Origin of the sequence: Mesorhizobium sp. Ca11, assembly GCF_020165275.1 — a bacterium.
Lineage (GTDB): Bacteria > Pseudomonadota > Alphaproteobacteria > Rhizobiales > Rhizobiaceae > Mesorhizobium.
Genome location: NZ_JAIUHU010000006.1, coordinates 108,374 through 124,834 on the forward strand (window position 1 = coordinate 108,374; position 16,461 = coordinate 124,834).

20 protein-coding genes and 1 pseudogene are annotated in these 16,461 nt (G+C 62.8%); 10 read left to right on the forward strand and 11 right to left on the reverse strand.

From position 1 onward, the window contains the following. Nucleotides 1-10: 10 nt before the first annotated feature. The 3 genes from LB538_RS12715 to LB538_RS12725 all read right to left on the reverse strand — a co-directional run bounded on the left by LB538_RS12715 (nucleotide 11) and on the right by LB538_RS12725 (nucleotide 2,890). Nucleotides 11-718 (reverse strand): transporter substrate-binding domain-containing protein, encoded by a 708-nt coding sequence (locus tag LB538_RS12715; protein ID WP_224530560.1) that lies wholly within the window; start codon nucleotides 716-718, stop codon nucleotides 11-13. A gap of 51 nt (nucleotides 719-769) precedes the next feature. Further along, nucleotides 770-2,017, reverse strand: coding sequence for a cytochrome P450 (locus tag LB538_RS12720; protein ID WP_224530558.1), 1,248 nt, complete (start codon nucleotides 2,015-2,017; stop codon nucleotides 770-772). Between the two features lie 144 nt (nucleotides 2,018-2,161). Continuing rightward, nucleotides 2,162-2,890 (reverse strand): hypothetical protein, encoded by a 729-nt coding sequence (locus tag LB538_RS12725; protein WP_224530556.1) that lies wholly within the window; start codon nucleotides 2,888-2,890, stop codon nucleotides 2,162-2,164. A 110-nt stretch (nucleotides 2,891-3,000) separates the two neighbouring features. Here LB538_RS12725 and LB538_RS12730 point away from each other — a divergent pair, with 110 nt between their 5' ends. After that, complete coding sequence (locus LB538_RS12730) at nucleotides 3,001-3,345, forward strand: DUF6949 family protein (RefSeq protein WP_140842782.1); 345 nt, start codon at nucleotides 3,001-3,003, stop codon at nucleotides 3,343-3,345. Between the two features lie 19 nt (nucleotides 3,346-3,364). After that, entirely contained in the window at nucleotides 3,365-3,892 is a 528-nt protein-coding gene (locus LB538_RS12735; RefSeq protein WP_224530553.1) for a gamma carbonic anhydrase family protein, read from the forward strand. Between the two features lie 28 nt (nucleotides 3,893-3,920). On the opposite strand, the gene LB538_RS12740 is transcribed toward LB538_RS12735, so the two are convergent. The 4 genes from LB538_RS12740 to LB538_RS12755 form a co-directional block, all read right to left on the reverse strand. Continuing rightward, nucleotides 3,921-4,541 (reverse strand): ankyrin repeat domain-containing protein, encoded by a 621-nt coding sequence (locus tag LB538_RS12740; RefSeq protein WP_411909010.1) that lies wholly within the window; start codon nucleotides 4,539-4,541, stop codon nucleotides 3,921-3,923. Nucleotides 4,542-4,731: 190 nt separating this feature from the next. Beyond that, complete coding sequence (locus LB538_RS12745; RefSeq protein ID WP_140842791.1) at nucleotides 4,732-5,337, reverse strand: transglutaminase-like cysteine peptidase; 606 nt, start codon at nucleotides 5,335-5,337, stop codon at nucleotides 4,732-4,734. A gap of 257 nt (nucleotides 5,338-5,594) precedes the next feature. Continuing rightward, nucleotides 5,595-6,212: a PilZ domain-containing protein gene (locus tag LB538_RS12750; RefSeq protein WP_095767620.1), complete on the reverse strand. Its 618-nt coding sequence runs from the start codon at nucleotides 6,210-6,212 to the stop codon at nucleotides 5,595-5,597. 172 nt (nucleotides 6,213-6,384) lie between these two features. After that, nucleotides 6,385-7,023 (reverse strand): PAS domain-containing protein, encoded by a 639-nt coding sequence (locus tag LB538_RS12755; protein ID WP_224532340.1) that lies wholly within the window; start codon nucleotides 7,021-7,023, stop codon nucleotides 6,385-6,387. A gap of 427 nt (nucleotides 7,024-7,450) precedes the next feature. Here LB538_RS12755 and LB538_RS12760 point away from each other — a divergent pair, with 427 nt between their 5' ends. Continuing rightward, the gene (locus LB538_RS12760; RefSeq protein ID WP_224532341.1) at nucleotides 7,451-8,188 is read left to right on the forward strand and encodes a rhomboid family intramembrane serine protease; all 738 of its coding nucleotides are present in this window, start codon (nucleotides 7,451-7,453) and stop codon (nucleotides 8,186-8,188) included. Between the two features lie 204 nt (nucleotides 8,189-8,392). Continuing rightward, a complete protein-coding gene (locus LB538_RS12765) occupies nucleotides 8,393-8,824 on the forward strand; it encodes a CBS domain-containing protein (RefSeq protein WP_040983461.1) in 432 nt (143 codons plus the stop codon). Nucleotides 8,825-8,871: 47 nt separating this feature from the next. On the opposite strand, the pseudogene LB538_RS12770 reads toward LB538_RS12765, so the two are convergent. Further along, nucleotides 8,872-9,127 (reverse strand): annotated as a pseudogene (locus LB538_RS12770) (YjhX family toxin). A gap of 307 nt (nucleotides 9,128-9,434) precedes the next feature. Between LB538_RS12770 and gatB the strand changes: the two are divergent. From gatB to LB538_RS12785, 3 genes are all read left to right on the forward strand, one after another. Beyond that, nucleotides 9,435-10,937 carry an Asp-tRNA(Asn)/Glu-tRNA(Gln) amidotransferase subunit GatB gene (gene gatB / locus LB538_RS12775; RefSeq protein WP_224532342.1) on the forward strand — a complete coding sequence of 501 codons (1,503 nt, stop codon included), beginning with the start codon at nucleotides 9,435-9,437 and terminating at the stop codon, nucleotides 10,935-10,937. Nucleotides 10,938-10,939: 2 nt separating this feature from the next. Further along, nucleotides 10,940-11,428 carry a GNAT family N-acetyltransferase gene (locus tag LB538_RS12780; RefSeq protein WP_224532343.1) on the forward strand — a complete coding sequence of 163 codons (489 nt, stop codon included), beginning with the start codon at nucleotides 10,940-10,942 and terminating at the stop codon, nucleotides 11,426-11,428. A gap of 130 nt (nucleotides 11,429-11,558) precedes the next feature. Then, entirely contained in the window at nucleotides 11,559-12,257 is a 699-nt protein-coding gene (locus LB538_RS12785; RefSeq protein WP_140541352.1) for an AIM24 family protein, read from the forward strand. Between the two features lie 29 nt (nucleotides 12,258-12,286). Here the strand turns inward: LB538_RS12785 and panC are convergent, their stop codons facing one another. Both panC and panB read right to left on the reverse strand, forming a co-directional pair. After that, nucleotides 12,287-13,138 (reverse strand): pantoate--beta-alanine ligase, encoded by an 852-nt coding sequence (panC, locus tag LB538_RS12790; RefSeq protein ID WP_224532344.1) that lies wholly within the window; start codon nucleotides 13,136-13,138, stop codon nucleotides 12,287-12,289. Next, a complete protein-coding gene (gene panB, locus LB538_RS12795) occupies nucleotides 13,135-13,974 on the reverse strand; it encodes a 3-methyl-2-oxobutanoate hydroxymethyltransferase (RefSeq protein ID WP_095767614.1) in 840 nt (279 codons plus the stop codon). Before panB ends, panC begins: the two co-directional genes overlap by 4 nt. 270 nt (nucleotides 13,975-14,244) lie before the next feature. Between panB and LB538_RS12800 the strand changes: the two genes are divergently transcribed. The 3 genes from LB538_RS12800 to LB538_RS12810 all read left to right on the forward strand — a co-directional run bounded on the left by LB538_RS12800 (nucleotide 14,245) and on the right by LB538_RS12810 (nucleotide 15,852). Beyond that, a complete protein-coding gene (locus tag LB538_RS12800; RefSeq protein WP_140678429.1) occupies nucleotides 14,245-14,643 on the forward strand; it encodes an NADH:ubiquinone oxidoreductase subunit NDUFA12 in 399 nt (132 codons plus the stop codon). Between the two features lie 254 nt (nucleotides 14,644-14,897). Next, nucleotides 14,898-15,401, forward strand: a complete 504-nt coding sequence (locus LB538_RS12805) for a DUF2155 domain-containing protein (RefSeq protein ID WP_411909011.1) — start codon at nucleotides 14,898-14,900, stop codon at nucleotides 15,399-15,401. A gap of 61 nt (nucleotides 15,402-15,462) precedes the next feature. Further along, a complete protein-coding gene (locus LB538_RS12810; RefSeq protein ID WP_095767611.1) occupies nucleotides 15,463-15,852 on the forward strand; it encodes a hypothetical protein in 390 nt (129 codons plus the stop codon). Here the strand turns inward: LB538_RS12810 and aat are convergent. Beyond that, nucleotides 15,843-16,460, reverse strand: a complete 618-nt coding sequence (aat, locus tag LB538_RS12815) for a leucyl/phenylalanyl-tRNA--protein transferase (RefSeq protein ID WP_095767610.1) — start codon at nucleotides 16,458-16,460, stop codon at nucleotides 15,843-15,845. The genes LB538_RS12810 and aat overlap by 10 nt on opposite strands. Nucleotide 16,461 lies beyond the last annotated feature (1 nt).

The following is a 16,461-nucleotide window of genomic DNA, read 5'->3' on the forward strand; positions in this document are numbered from 1 at the left end:
CTTCCAGCAATCAAAGCAGCCGATCGACATCGCCGTCGGAAAAGCCGTATTTGCTCATGATCTCCCGGTGCCATGCACTTCCGAGCAGATCGCCGAGACATTGATCGACGCGCCGGCGCAGCGCATCGTTGCCCTTGGCGAGGGCGAAAGCGCCTGCCGCAGGCTGCTGTTCAAAGGCCGGGATGTCGATGACAGCAAGCGGTACGCCAGTCCGTCCGTTGACATAGCCGCGATGCGCCATGGCGACGCTGGCATACGCGTCGGCATGGCCTGCCGCAACGGCTTCGGCTGCTTCGGCCTGCGTGGCGAATATCCTGATCCGCTGGGGCGGAACGCCGTTCTGCAGCGCGGTCTGGTGCTGGATCTGACCCGATATGATTGCGAGCACGGCGGAAGGATGTTGGGCGACGGAGCGATAGCCGTTCAGCTCCAGCGGATTGCCCTTGGCGACCATCAACCCGTCCGGCAGTGACCAGATCGGCCGCGTGAAGTCCACGAGCTTGCTGCGCTCCTCGGAGATGAACAGGCCGGTCGTCATGTCCCAGCGGCCGTCCACCAAACCGGGGAGCAGTTCGGCGAATTCCGCCTCGATCGGCGAGAAGTTCTCCAGGTCGAGCATCTGGCAAACTTTCTCGGCGAGCACCGCGTCGCAACCGCCGAGCTTGCCCGCGGCATCGGTGAAGCAGAAGGGCGGCTCTTGCAGGAAGGCGAATCTCATTTCTGAATTCCGAATGACAATTTCAGCTGTTCGAGTCGCATCGTCCGCCGGTCAAAAGGTGACGGCGACCCGTTCCAGCCCGTGAAAATGGTAAGTGTCGCGAAAGCGCGGTGTCTCCGCTAAGCGTAAGTTGGGCAGCCGATCGAACAGCGTCTTCAGCGACACCTGCAGCTCCAGCCTGGCCAGCGGCGCGCCGATGCAGAAATGGATGCCGGCGCCGAAGGAAACATTCTTCTGGTCCGTGCGGGCCGGATTGAAGGTGTCGGGCTCGGCAAAGGCAAGCGGATCGTGGTTCGCCATGCCGAGCAGCAGCGCGACCATCTCTCCAGGTTTGACCAAAATGCCCGGCGAAACTTCTATCTCTTCATAGGCGTAGCGCAGGAACATATGCAGCGGCGGGTCGCATCGCAGGCATTCCTCGACCGTCGCGACATTCGCCTCCGGTGTCGCAAAGAAGCGGCGCGGATCGCCGCCTTGCGCGAGGATCGAGCGCACCGCATTGCCGGTCTGGTGCACGGTCGCTTCATGGCCGGCATTGAGAAGCAGGATCGCTGAGGAAACCAGCTCGTCTTCCGAAAGCTTCTGACCGTTGTCCTGGGCTTCGATGAGCAGCGACAGCAGGTCGTCGCCGGGTTTCTTGCGCCGCTCCGCAATATAGCCCCGCAGGAAGTCGGAAAAATCGCGCGCGGCGTGGTTCGCCGTCTCCTCGGTCTCGCGCGTGCGGCCATGCATGTACATGGCGACCATCCGATGCGACCAGTCGAGCAGTTGCGGCCCCATCTCCACCGGTACGCCGAGCATTTCCGCAATGATGGTGATCGGCAAAGGCGAGGCGTAGGCGGGCAGAAGGTCGATGCCGCTTGGCTCGAAGCGGTCGACCAGCTCGTTGGCCAAAACCTCGATGCGTGGCCTGAGCCGCTCGACCTGACGTGAGACGAAGGCGCGATTGACCAGCGTTCTGAGCCGCGTATGCACCGGCGGCTCGAGCTCCAGCAGGGAATTGGCCTCGATCGCGTCGAAGGCGACGAGATGCGAGCGGTCGTCGCCGACGCCCCGGCTGTCGGGAATCCCCGCCGGATTCTGGCGGCCGAAACGGCGGTCGCGCAGCAGACGGTTGACGTCATCGAAGCCGCCAAAGCACCAGAACCCGTAGTCTTCCCAGAAAAACGCGTTGGCAGTGCCGTGCAGGAAGGCGTAGGCTTCATAAGGGTTCTGCACGAAGGCTGGTTCGTGCGGATCGAGATTCAGGCGGCGGCTGGCGAGATCAAACGCGAGATACGAAGGCATTAAATCGGTCATGCCCGACCATTAGCGCGCCTTGTCAGCCCGATGCCAGACCGTATTTTGGCGCCCGTGAAATCGAACCGTTGAGCCAGATTGCGGGTTTGAAGCGCTGGCCATGCACCGAAATGATGTCGTTGGATATTCGGCTAGCCGCCAGCGTCAGTGGCCCGTCTTCAAGATGCTCGCGACCTTGGCTGCAATCGCTGCGTCGAGCGCCGGCCAGTTCGCGAGCAGCTCGCGCGGAAAGCGATAGGTGAGGCTGAGATCGTCGCCGACCTGGGTGTCGCGCTCGCAGGGCGCCAGCGATTCCTCGGCACTCGGGCCGCTCAGGCAGCGGGCGACGAACGGATCCTTGCCGGGACGCTCGGCGACAGCCAACACTTCGTTGAGATAACCTGATTTTTCGCTGAAGGCGTAAACCGTCGTGCCGCCAGGGCCGGGCGTCCCCGGCTTTTCGATCAGAGCGCTGTAGATGGGCGCGAAACGGCCGCTCATGTCGCGCGACATCATTCGCGGCTCGAACGACAGGAAGATGATTTTCCTGGTCGTCGCATGGTTGAAGTCGTCGCGCGCGGCCGTGCTGTAGCCGTCCATCTCGGGATAGCGCAGATAGAGGTCGAGCCGCGAGGCGATGCCGTCGCGCCTCGCCTGGTCGAAGCGGATGAAGTTTGCCGGCACGTTGATCAGATTGTTGCCCATGACGATCCGGCGCACCGTCGTGTCATCGGTATAGCCGGCCATGGCGATCGATCGTCCAAGCCATTTGCCGCCGACGCTGATGGCAATCGAAAGCAGCGCCAGCGCCGCGAAGATATAAAAGACCCGCTTCATCAAGGTCGAGTTGACGACCTCGAAGTCAGCGCTCTTGGCAATATTTGCCCCTCTCATTTGCTCTTCCCCGATCCGCCCACCTGTCCTTCGGCGGCACAGCTTGCGCGGCATGGCCCTTGCAGCGCAGTGGCACGACTGTGCGTTTTCATGGTAAACGGTTGGTAAACATGGATCCCGTTGTGCTTGTTCTCTACGCTTTCGCGGTTGGTCTCACGGCTTGCGGGCTGGCCGGATCGGCCATGGAATTGCTGGCCGGCCGACGCCTGGCCTTTGCCGAGCCTTATGTTTCGCCGGTCCATATCCTGCGTTCGCTTGCGGCAACGGCCTGCGCCGGGCCGTTCATGCTCACCAACGAGGCCTTGGCCGCCCGCCGCGAGGGTCGCATCGGCACGATGGCGCTGTTGTCCTGCGGCTGCACGGCCATTGCCTGGGCGCTGGCGCTCGGCATCGTGCTCATCGCCATTGCATCCTGGGCGACGGAAAACTTAGGGTCTTTCGAATTCGCTGGTTGAGACGATTCGGGGACGAACAATGCCGGTCTATGCGATCGATGGAAAAGCGCCTGAGTTCGAGGACGCCGATACGAACTGGATCGCGCCGGACGCCACGCTGATCGGCAATATCATGATCGGCCGCAATGCCGGCTTCTGGTTCGGCGTCGCCATCCGCGGCGATGGCGAACCGATCATCATCGGCGCCGATACCAATGTGCAGGAACACACGATCATGCACACCGATCCCGGCTTTCCGCTGACCATCGGCCAAGGCTGCACGATCGGCCACCGCGCTCTGCTGCATGGCTGCACGATCGGCGACAACAGCCTGATCGGCATGGGCGCCATCGTGCTGAACGGCGCCAGGATCGGCAACAACTCGCTGGTCGGCGCCGGCGCCCTTGTGACCGAAAACAAGGTTTTTCCGGACAATTCGCTGATCGTCGGCTCGCCCGCCAAGGTGATAAGGACGCTGGACGAAGCGGCGATCGAGCGGCTGCGCGTCTCGGCGGCCCACTATGTGGCCAATGCCAAACGCTTCAAGGCCAAGCTCAAGACAGTGTGACGGCGGCGGGCGGCAACTCCGCCTGTCTTCATCCGCGGCGGCTGTTCATCGCTTCACGCAACAGAAGGGCGCCCGCTTCGAAGCCGGCCTGCTCGGCGCCTTCCAGGGCCGTCTCATAGTCGTCGATGCGGGTCCTCAGCGAAGCGTCCGCGCCTGACAGGAGCAGCAGACGGATCGCCTCGGCGTCGCGCCGGGACACAGCGTAGTGCAGGGCGGTCCAGTCGTTCACGCCCCGCATATCCGGGTCGGCGCCATGCGCGAGCAGGATATGGATGACGTCCAACCGGTCCGGCCGTTCCGTCGACAGCGCGGCAATGATCGATGGAAACCCCGCCGGGTCTTCATAATTCGGGTTTGTGCCGGCATCGAGAAGCGCGGTGATGAACGCGGCCGGGCTCCAGTAGATCGCGTATTCCAGCGGGTGGCCAAGTCCGAGCTCGGACGGCATCCGCTCGTCGAACCAGCGCGGTGAACCGCCGAGCGCAACACCCAGGGCCGCGAAGTCTCCGGCCTTGAACGCGTCGTCTATGGCCTTGAACAACAGGTGGCGGGTGCCGCGATCCTCGGGGATTTCTAGCATTGGCTTCATCCGCAACGAACGAGCCATACTGCTCCCATCCGCCTCGGCGGGGAAGGGCGTGCCGACCATGGCGCTTCGGCAGCGCAGCGCCGATTGGTTGCAGCCGGCGGGCGGCGACCGAAATGGCGGAGCCGGCCCCGGGGACAGGGGCCGGCTCCTAAAACCCGGTCGTTGGGGACGGGGAGGGTGGGGACTCGACCGGGCTTTCTTCCTGGGCGCGCCGCCGCGTCACGGCGACGTACCCGATCGCTTTGGCGCCTTAGCGGACGCTGGCGACCGCGTCGTCGCGGCCGTCGTTGATCGTCACCCAAACGCCCGAATTCTCCGTCGATTGACGCTTGAGGTAGGTGTAGACGGTGTCGTTCCAGGCGAGCACTTTCGGCTCGAGATTGTCGAGGATGAATTCGCCGAGGCTGGTGCGCACCGTCAGCACCGCATGGCCGTCGCCGTTCGGCTGGCGCACCACCGTCATCAGCAGATTGCCGGCCGGCACGCCCACGGCCATCAGCTCACGGCGCTTCTCCAGCGCGTAATCCTCGCAGTCGCCATAACCTTTGTCGGGATAGGCCCAGTATTCCTCGACACCGTAGATCTCCATGTCGGTGCGCGGCTTGACGCGGGTGTTGACCGAATTGTTGACGTTGACCATCGTCGCCCACAGCTTGCGCGTCAGCTCGACCGGCGAACCCTTCGGCGTCCGTTCATTGCATTCGACGGGAATGCGCTGGCAGAAATCGTAGTGACCGACCGGCTGGGTGGTGCGGCCACCCGTATGCATGAAAGCCGGTCCTGCGCTTGCCGTACCCCAGGCGGAAAGCTGCATCGCCATTGCCAAGAGCAACAGCTTGCCCCTCGTCATTTTCATTGTTGTAGTCTCCCCGTTTGAGGAGACTGTGCCACGTTGGGATTTATTTGACGCAAAAACCCGAAGTAGACATTGAGTAAAACGCCAGTAGAATAAACATAAAATTTGAACTACCGCGATTTCGGATTATTCAGATTTCGCCGGCTCGCGTGAGATCTAGATAGCGCTGGCGACCCGCGTCCGACCCGCCAAAATCAGGCAACAAAAAACCGGCCGCTACCGGCCGGCTCGCTTCGCGCTTGCGGTGCGGGTTTGCGTCAGGACCGCGGCGCGTTGAATTCCTGATCCAGAGTTTCCGGCCGCTGGATGACGGCGAATTCTATGGCGACGCCGTCCTCGAAATGGCGCACGATCTGGCCGCGCATCGTGCCTAACGTGACCTGGACGCCGATTGCCGGCTTGACATCGATCTCGATGGCGGCACCGGAGAGCGACAGGTCGATGATGCGGCACTGATACTGGCGCCCATCCGTGAGCTGGAGGACGCTCATCGGATTGCGCGGCGCCACGCGTTCGTGGCGGCGGTCCTCGGGCAGGTCGAGTTCATGCTTGTTGGCAAGCCAGGTGAGCTGCGCGGCAAGCTTGTCCTTCTTGCGCTCCGAGGCGATGACGGTCATGGCGAACCCGTCCTGCGACGTACGCGTCACGATGCCTTCGACACGACCGATATGGTCGATATAGGCGATAACCTTCTCGCCCGGCATGCCGATCCGGTCCGTGCGCAACGCAACGTTGCCGGGCGACATATCGATCACCTGGCAAGGATGCTCGGTGCGGTCTTCCAGCATGAAACGTCCGTAGATTTTGACGCGGACACGCTGGAAGTTGCGCCGCTCAGCTCGTGACGGCGCATATTCTACCGCCGCTGACCTCATGACTGCCTACACCCGGTTGGCATTCCGCGCGACGATGCGAGGAATTTCGCCCGAAAAGCTACAGCAAAGCAGGTTAACAAACGGGAAAAGTCGGCCGCAAAAGCCTGGGCCTGGAACACGCGCAGCGCTGAAAAATCTAGCGAGAGCGGCGGGAAACCTCACACGGCGGGGCTCACTCGTGACGCCCGCCGTCGAGGACGACGAGATGGCGGATGCGACGCACGCGGCCGAGCGCCGAAATGGTCTCCGGAGCATCGAATTCGGTCGGAACGAGCGAGGGGACGTCGATGGCCGGACGGTTCTTCAGGAACATCGGCTCCTTCTCGGGGTCTATCACCCGAATCGAATCGATGAGCGCGTCGGCGAGCGGGTCGGCACCAAGCCAGAACGGCTTGTCGGCGGTGCTGATGATGCCCAGGCAGCGCGGGTTCTCGGCGCCGCCGTCCAACGGCAGCGCCAAGAGCTCGAATTTGTTGGAGCGGCCGTTCCGGCTGAATCCCTCATAGGTCATGAGCAGAACCGACTTCTGATCGAAAACGCCCTGCATGAGCCGCGACACCAACCGTTGATCCTTCTCGCGCCAGAGCGAAGGGAAGGAGAAGCCCTTGAGCTCCCGGCCATAATAGGCGCAGAGCCTCGTGCCGGCCAGCCGGAACACCGCCTCGCCGCGCGTATCGCGCTCGAGGATGAAGGTGTCGGCCAGAAGCGACTTGATGTCCGCCGGCTCCACCTCCGATCGCTTCGGGGCAAGGCGGCCATCACGCAGCTGGTTCCAATATTGGAACAGCGCGATCGATCCTTTTTCGTTCATGTCCATCCTGCTCCGCACAACCTGTCTTTTGATGTCCCATCGGCGAACAGACAGGGCGCCCTCCGATGACCTTCATGCGGTGCGGAGCAGGATGCGTGCCAGTATCGTTAACGTTTGTTCACGCCTCGGGATCGTTAAGGTTAACAAACGGTTTACATTGTGTGCCGCCGAGGCCTGTGGCACATCAAAACCACTCCAAAACGGTCGTTTCAGCAGCGATCGGCAGCACTTCAGTCACGAGTTTATGGGGAGCAGGGGGCTCGACCGGCCGTTCAGGGGGACACCTGAACGGCCTTCTTTTTGATTCGGCCCTTGCTCTGATTCGCCTTTTTCTGCGCGGGCGCTGTGGCGATTAGCCGTTTGTGATTCCAAAGCGCGTGATCTACATGCTCGTCGAAAACGCCGAGTCCCGAACCTGCAAGGGTGCATGAGCGAGCCCGTAAACCCCACCGAAAACAAACCGTTGCCGGACGAGGCGCTCGAGCCGCGGCGGCGCGAACCTGTATTCAACCTGCCGCCGGTGGTGCTTGCCGTGATCGGCATTTGCGCGGTCGTCTATCTGCTGCAGCAATATGTGCTGAACGAAACGCAGCAAATGACGCTGCTCTATGACGGCGCCTTCATTCCGGTGCTGTACACCGGCCAATACGGCTTCGACTGGTTCTTGTTCACGCGCCCGTTCACCTATGCGTTCATGCATGGGGGCGTCGCCCATATCGCCATCAACATGATCTGGCTTGCAGCCTTCGGCTCGCCGCTCGCCAATCGTCTTGGCGCGCTACGTTTCGCAATGTTCTACGCTGTGACCGGACTGGCCTCGGTCGCTCTGTTCTGGGCACTGCATCCCTATGGCGAGATGCCGCTCGTCGGCGCATCGGGCGCGATCTCCGGGATGATGGGCGCGGCCGCGCGCTACGGCTTCCGCGTCGACCGTTCGTCGGGCCGGGGTGCCTTCGCCGGCGAGCCGCTGCCGGTCGCATCGGTGTTGCGTTCGCGCGGCGTCATGACCTTTCTTGGCGTTTGGATGGTGATCAATCTGGCCACGGGCCTGCTCGGCTTCGCGCCGGGCATCGACGGCCAGATCGCCTGGGAAGCCCATATTGGCGGCTTCGTCGCCGGCTTTTTCGGACTGCGTTTCTTCGACCGTCCACTGGCTGCCGCCTAGAGCATGATCCCGAGAAGCGGGAACCGGTTTCGGAGAAGATCATACTCCAACAAGAGATAGATCAGGATGGTGATTCAACGAGACGCCATCCTGATCTACTCCTTAGGCGCACTTGAAATGCAACCAATCACGGCGCACGATGTTGCCCAAGCACCCAGTGTCTTCCTAAGGGCGCCGGGAGCGTCAAAGGCAGTGGAGGACGCCATGACGGTTAAGGCAATTCTTGAGAGCAAGGGCCATGACGTGTTCACGCTCGGGCCCAATGAAAAACTCAGCGAGGCCATTCGCATGCTGGCCGAGCACAGGATCGGCGCGCTCGTCATCACCAATGGCGACCGCAAGATCGTCGGCATTCTCTCTGAGCGCGATATCGTCAGGGTCGTGGCCAAGGAGGGCGCCGCCGCGCTCGACATCGCCGTGCGCTCGGCGATGACGCCGAAGGTCAAGATCTGCAACGAAAACCACACCGTCAACGAGGTGATGGAGATCATGACGCGCGGCCGCTTCCGCCATCTGCCGGTGGAGAAAAACGGGCTGCTCGACGGCATCGTCTCCATCGGCGACGTGGTCAAGCGCCGCATCGAGGATGTCGAGCGCGAAGCCGAAGAGATCAGGGCCTACATCGCCACGGCCTGAAGCAAACGGAAAGGTGCCGCCGGCGTTTCGGCCGGCGGCATTGGACATTAGCGATTGTCGAGTTCGGCGCGCACGAGCTCGAGCCCGCGTCGTGTCATGCGGTAAGGACCGCCGTTCGTCGAGGAAACCGCTTCTTGCGCCTCAATTTCCGAAAGAGTTCCAGGTCGAAGCCCGGATAGCGCCAGCCATCGCGGGTCAGGCACAGGACCGAGGCGATCTTCCTGCTTTCGTTCTTTTCGATTTCAATGCGCCGCCCTGCGCGAGCAGGTGCAGGATGCGCTGCTCGTTACGCGAAATGTCCATTGGAGAAGTCCCGGGAAAAACAACAAAAGCCGCCGCTGCGAGACATCGCGGCACGGGGTTTCAGGTTTTCTGCCTGCCTCGCTTAGGAGGTCAGGGCTTCACCGGGACTGAGCGTAAGTGGACATCCACTCTCCATTGGAATGGGGTATCCTATAAGCGAACGTGGCGGAAAAGGCCAGCGTGCGGGCTTTGCGCTTGTCTCGCAGGGCGGTTTGGACTAGCGAAGTTGCGCACCCAAAATGTGCATTAATGCATCTCAATGAGTACATTAATTGCAACTCCGAGAATTCAAAGTCTGCAGGCCTCCATGAGCATCATCGACACCCGCACCCCCGACGCAAAACGCCTGATCCCTGGCGCCACCGGCGACTGGGAGATCATCATCGGGCTCGAAGTGCATGCGCAAGTGATCTCGGAGGCAAAACTCTTTTCCGGCGCCTCGACGTCGTTCGGCGGGGCGCCCAATGCCAATGTTAGCCTTGTCGACGCAGCGATGCCGGGCATGCTGCCGGTCATCAACGAGGAATGCGTCAAGCAGGCGATCCGTACAGGGCTCGGCCTGAAGGCCGCGATCAATCATAAATCGGTCTTCGACCGGAAGAACTATTTCTATCCGGACCTGCCGCAGGGCTACCAGATCTCGCAGTTCAAGCAGCCGATCGTCGGCGAGGGCAAGGTGATCGTCTCCGTCGGGCCCAACCGCCAGGGCGAGTTCGAGGATATCGAGGTGGGCATCGAGCGCCTGCATCTGGAACAGGATGCCGGCAAGTCGATGCATGACCAGCATGCGACCATGTCCTATGTCGACCTCAACCGCTCCGGCGTGGCGCTGATGGAGATCGTCTCCAAGCCCGACATCCGCTCGGCCGACGAGGCCAAGGCATATGTGACGAAGCTGCGCACCATCATGCGCTATCTCGGCACATGCGACGGCAACATGGACGAAGGTTCGCTGCGCGCCGACGTCAACGTCTCGGTGCGCCGCCCGGGCGGCGCATTCGGCACACGCTGCGAAATCAAGAACGTCAACTCGATCCGCTTCATCGGCCAGGCGATCGAATCCGAGGCGCGCCGGCAGATCGCTATCCTCGAGGATGGCGGCAAGATCGACCAGGAGACCCGCCTGTTCGACCCGGTCAAGGGCGAGACGCGCTCGTTGCGCTCCAAGGAGGAGGCGCATGACTATCGCTATTTCCCGGATCCCGATCTTCTGCCGCTGGAATTCGACCAGGCCTATGTCGATGCGTTGGCGCAACACCTGCCGGAACTGCCCGACGACAAGAAGGCGCGGCTGATTTCGTCGCTGGGCCTGTCGACCTATGACGCCTCGGTGCTGGTGTCGGAAAAGCCGATTGCCGACTATTTCGAGAAGGTGGCATCCGGCCGCGACGGCAAGCTCGCCGCCAACTGGGTCATCAACGACCTGCTCGGCGCTCTCAACAAAGCCGGCAAAGACATTGAAAATGCTCCGCTTTCGCCAGAGCAGCTCGGCGCCGTCATCGACCTGATCAAGGAAGGCACCATCTCCGGCAAGATCGCCAAGGACCTGTTCGAGATCGTCTGGAACGAGGGCGGCGATCCGCGCCAGCTCGTCGAGAGCCGCGGCATGAAGCAGGTCACCGACACCGGCGCCATCGAGAAGGCCGTCGACGAGGTGATCGCCGCCAACCCCGACAAGGCCGAGCAGGCGCGCGCCAAGCCGACCATGGCCGGCTGGTTCGTCGGCCAGGTGATGAAGGCGACCGGCGGCAAGGCCAACCCGCAGGCGGTCAACGACCTCGTCAAGGCCAAGCTCGGCATCGAGGGCTAGCGATGTTCGTGCGGACGGCCAGCGAACGCGATCTCGCAGCCGTCCGTGCGTTGCTGGTCGAGACTTGGCATGCCACTTACGACGCCGTCTATGGCACCAAGCGGGTAACTGAAATCACGGATGACTGGCATTCGATCGCCTCGCTCAAGGCGCGGCTGGCGCGGCCGAATTCCGAGTTCCTGGTGGCTGACGACGGCAAGCGGCTCGGCGGCATGGCGTTCGCTGCCGCCACCACCGACCCGAAGATCGTTCTTTTGAACCAGCTTTACGTCCATCCGGCCTGCCAACGGCAGGGGATTGGCCAGTCGCTGCTCGATGAAGTTGAAGCCAGTTTTCCGGAGATGCATACGCTGCGCCTCGAGGTCGAGGAAGCAAATGCCGCGGCGATCGCCTTCTACGAGGCGAACGGGTTTCGCGCGACAGGCAGAACCGCCGATTGCGGCGGCAATTCGGGACTGCCCGCCCTCATCATGGAGAAGCGGCTCCGCTAGATCGGCAGCGAGCCCCCATTCATCGCGCGGTTTTGATTTGATCGCGCCGATCCGCGTGGTCAAGGCTGCGCATCGCCGGTGTCCCGCTCTCCCACTAGCCAGAGGCGTCGCCGGCAAATGGGGGATTGCCATGCCGAGCTTGCCTGAACTGATGCCGACCGAGGTGTCGGACGAGACTTTTGGCGGCGTGACCTATCACGTCGCCGGAGAACTGGTGCCGGTGCTGTCGGTCGATGTGACCAACATGCCGGTTTATTTCGAGCACCATATCCTGCTCTGGAAGAACACCGCCATCACCATCGGCCTGAAATCGCTGAAGGGCGCGCTGAAGCGCATGATCGCCGGCATGCAGATATTCGTCACCGAGGCGTCGGGGCCGGGCATCATCGCCTTCAGCCGCGACGGACCGGGCCATATCGTGCCGATCCATCTTCGGCGCGGCGAGGAGATCCAGGTGCGCGAGCACCAGTTCCTCGCCGCGACCGCCAGCGTCGACTACACTTTCGAGCGCGTGCGCGGACTGGGAACGATGCTGTTTGGCCAGAGCGGCTTCTTCATCGACCGCTTCCGCGGCGAGACAGGCGACGGCATCGTCTGGCTGCACGGTTACGGCAATGTCTTCGAGAAGGTGCTGGCGCCCGGCGAGACCATCGACATCGAGCCGGGCGGCTGGCTGTTCAAGGACGCATCGGTAAAGATGGATACAAGGATCGACCGGCTTTCCAGCGGCTTCTTCGGCGCCGCCATGAATTTCGTCGTCAATCGCTTCACCGGGCCAGGCCGCGTCGGCATCCAGTCGATGTATCTGCATATGCCGTCGGAAGAGTAGGCGGCGAGCCTGATCGAACGAAAGTCCGATCAGGCGGAGGGAATTTCCACATTGTCGATCAGGCGTGTCGTGCCGAGCCAGGCGGCCGCCAGCAGGCGGCCGTCGCGGTCTTTCCGCCAGGAGCTGAGCGTCGCGGCTTCGCGCGCGGCGACATAGTCAACCTTCTGGAAGCCCGCGGAGACGAGGGACTTCGCTGCGGCATCGGTGGCGCCGGTTTCATCCGCGCCGCCCGCAAGCGCCGCCGCGGTGCGGCGCAGGATCACGTTGAGCTCGCGTGCTATGCCGAGCTCGGCCTCGCCGAGATACGCATTGCGCGACGACATGGCGAGGCCATGGACGTCGCGCACCGTCGGCGCGCCGACGATCTCGACCGGCAGGTCGAGGTCGCGGCAGAGCTGCCTGACGACGCAAAGCTGCTGGTAGTCCTTCTCGCCGAACACGGCGCAATCGGGCGCCGCCTGCAGGAAGAGTTTTGCTACCACGGTCGCGACGCCGTCGAAGAAACTCGGCCTGAAGTCGGTTTCCAGGCCGCGAGAGGGGCCGCCCACCGAGATCTTCGTGGCGAAGCCAGCGGGGTACATTTCGTTTACGCCCGGCGTGAAGGCGAGATGCGCACCCGCATCCCGCAGCCGGTCGAGATCGTGCGCCAGCTGGCGTGGGTATTTGTCGAGATCCTCCGTCGGCGCGAACTGGGCCGGGTTGACAAAGATCGAGACGACGCAGCGATCGGCCCGTTCGAGCGCGATCCTGACCAGTGAGATATGGCCGTCATGCAGCGCACCCATGGTCGGCACCATGGCGACCTTCAGGCCGGCCTGTCGCCAGTTCCTGACCTGTGTCCGAAGCGCGGCGACGCTGTCGACGACGATTGGCGCGTTCATGTGTCGTCCTTGCCGGATGCTGTCGTGAAGACGTGGTCGGGGCCAGGAAAGGCACGGCTGCGCACCTCGGCGGCGTAGCGGGCCGCCGCATTCGCGATCATGCTGCGCAAGTCGGCGTATTCCTTGACGAACTTCGGCACGCGGTCGACGGTCATGCCGACCATGTCGTCGATCACCAGGATCTGGCCGTCGCAGTCGGCACTGGCGCCGATGCCGATGGTCGGTATGGAAATGTGACGGGTAAGCTTCGCAGCCACGGCCTCCATCGTGCCCTCGATGACCACCGAGAAGGCGCCGGCTTTTTCCACCGCCTCTGCATCGCGCAAGAGCGCTGCGATATTGTCGTCTGTCCGGCCCTTGATCTTGTAGCCGCCGTCCTTCTCCACCGATTGCGGCTGCAGGCCGATATGACCCATGACCGGTATTCCTTCGGCGACGATCGCCGCGATCTGGGCTGCCATGTCGACGCCGCCCTCGAGCTTCACGGCCTGGCAGCCTGTTTCCCCGACGATGCGCCGCGCCGAAGCGACGGCCTGGGCGGCCGACGTCTCGTAGCTGCCCGCAGGCATGTCGACCACCACGCAGGCCTTGGCCGAGCCGCGCATCACAGCCTGGCCGTGCGCGATCATCATCTCCAGCGAGGCGCCGAGCGTGGTGGCGTGGCCGTGCAGGACCATGGCGACGCTGTCGCCGACCAGCAGCAGGTCGACATGCGGATCGAGCAGGCGGGCGACAGGATAGGTGTAGGCGGTAAGGCAAACGATCGGCACGCCGCCCTTGCGGCGGCGAATGTCTTCGGCGCTGATCCGGCTGTCTGCGGACGGATCCCGGCTCAATCGTCACCTCCTCAAGGCGTGCCCCGAACGGGCGGGCCGAGCTTTAGAAAGACAGGCGGCGCTTGGCAAGCCGCACTGCCGCCGGCAGGACAACTGCATCGACTAATGCATGTCGGCCGGAAGTGTGGAGCGGTTCTGGGACGACGACATGCATCAAGATATGAACGCATGGAGCATTTCCATTCGGGGTGTGGCAAAGCCCTTGCCTTCGCGGTGACGTGACGCCATAAGCAGGGGAAAGGCGCAGCCGCTGCCGCCGCGAGGATTTGGATGAAGACTTTCCTGCTGCAGTTTTTCACCTGGTGGAACAGCCAGACGCTCGGCACCCGCTTCCACACCTGGCGCTTCGGCAAGCGGGTCGGCGAGGACGAAGCCGGCAACGTCTACTATGAAGGCGGCATCGATTCGGAAGGCCGCACCCGCCGCTGGGTAATCTATCGCGACTATTCGGAAGCCTCGAAGATCCCGCCGGGCTGGCATGGTTGGATCCACCACCGCGTCGATACACCTCCATCGAGCGAGAGCTACAAGGCTCGCGAGTGGCAGAAGGAGCATCGGCCGAACCTGACCGGAACGCCCGGCGCCTATCGTCCGCAGGGTTCCATCCTGACCAACCAGCATCGCCCGCAGGTGACCGGCGACTACGACGCCTGGACGCCCGGATCGTAATCCACGTCCCAGACGCCGCTTCGGTCCTTTGTCGCCACAATTGGCGTTTAGCTGCTTGCTGATTGCGCAGCCTCGACTAGCCTTGGGCGTTGAAGAATCACCCGGGCACAACCACCGGTATTTGCATGAGCTCTCCTAAGCAATTCCAGGAAAAGTGCGCAGCGGTTTTCCGTCCTGAATTGCGCCCCAGGATTCCAAGCCACATCTCAAAGGCCCTAATCGCGGCGACGTCCGTTCTGCTTGCCTCGACAGCGGTGTTCGCCGCCGCGCAGGCGCCGGCCGCTGCACCTGCGGCCTCTGACCGCATCACCAATCCGGTGGCCGCGTTCGCCGGCATCGACAAGATCACCGGCCGCATCATCACCTTCGACGTCTATATCGACGAGACCGTTCAGTTCGGCGCTTTGCAGGTGACGCCTCGCGTCTGCTATTCGCGGCCGGACACGGAGCAGCCGAAGACCGATTCCTTCGTCGAGGTCGACGAGATCACGCTCGACCGCAAGATCCGCCGCATCTTCACCGGCTGGATGTTTGCCGAAAGCCCCGGCCTCAACGCCGTTGAGCACGCCGTCTATGACGTCTGGCTCAAGGGCTGCAAGCAGAAGTCGGACGTGCCGCCGCCGACCGCGGCCAAGGCCGACACAGGCAAGCCGAAGACCGAAGCCGCCAAGGCCAGGGCTCCGGCGCAGCCGGCGGACGCCGCCTCCGAACCGACTGATGCGGCGCCGGCACCCGACGACACGACCGACACCAACTGATCTCGGAACCTGCCCGTCTTTGAGCCGTTCCAGATCGGCGACAGGCGAGGAGGATTCTGCGATGACCACCAGATCGATCACGGCCAACAAGCAGGAGCTTCTCGATATCGAGAAGGGCTTTTGGACAGGCGATTCCGCTTACTATGAAGCCAATGCCGATGTGGATTGCCTGGTGGCGTTCCCGCAGATGGCGCAGGCGATGACCAACGCCGATCTCGCAAAGACGGCGGCCAAGCCTAACAGATGGCGCGACCTCGACATTAAGCTGAAGGGCATGGTCGAGCCCGGCAGCGACATCGTCATGCTGACTTACGAGGCGCGCGCGACGCGCGAGAACGGCGAATCCTATGCTGCCCTCGTCAGCACCGGCTATGTCCATCGCGCTGACGGCTGGAAGATGATGTTCCATTCGCAAACGCCGATCGAGGCGGCAGCGCGGGCTCAAGGATAGAAGACGGCCTCGCCCTTCAGCGCCTCGGCGAGCAGCTTCTCATACTGGCCGCGCGGCACGTCGACAGCGCCGAAGCGCTTCAAATGCTCGGTCGTGAACTGCGTGTCGAGCAGCGCGAAGCCGCGCGCCTTCAGCCGCTCGACGAGATGGTAGAGACAGGTCTTCGACGCGTCGGTCTCCCTGGCGAACATGCTTTCGCCGAAGAACACGCGTCCGAGCGAGACGCCATAGAGGCCGCCGACCAGCCGTTCCTCGCGCCATGCTTCGACCGAATGGCAGTGGCCCAAGCGATAGAGCTCGACATAGGCTTCGCGGATCGGCGCATTGATCCAGGTCGAGCGGCGCTCCTCGCGTTTTTCGGCGCAGCCGTCGATCGTCGCCTCGAAATCGAAGTCGTAGCGGATCTCGAACGGATGCTTGCGGATCGTCTTCTTCAGGCTGCGCGGTGTGTGGAATCCGTCCAGCGGAATGATGCCGCGCGTTTCCGGCCGCACCCAGAACACTTCCGGGTCGTTGGCGCTCTCGGCCATCGGGAAGACACCGGAAGCGTAAGCCCGAAGCAGCAGGTCGGTCGGAATGCGATAGCCTGGTGCGTAGGGGCGGGTCATC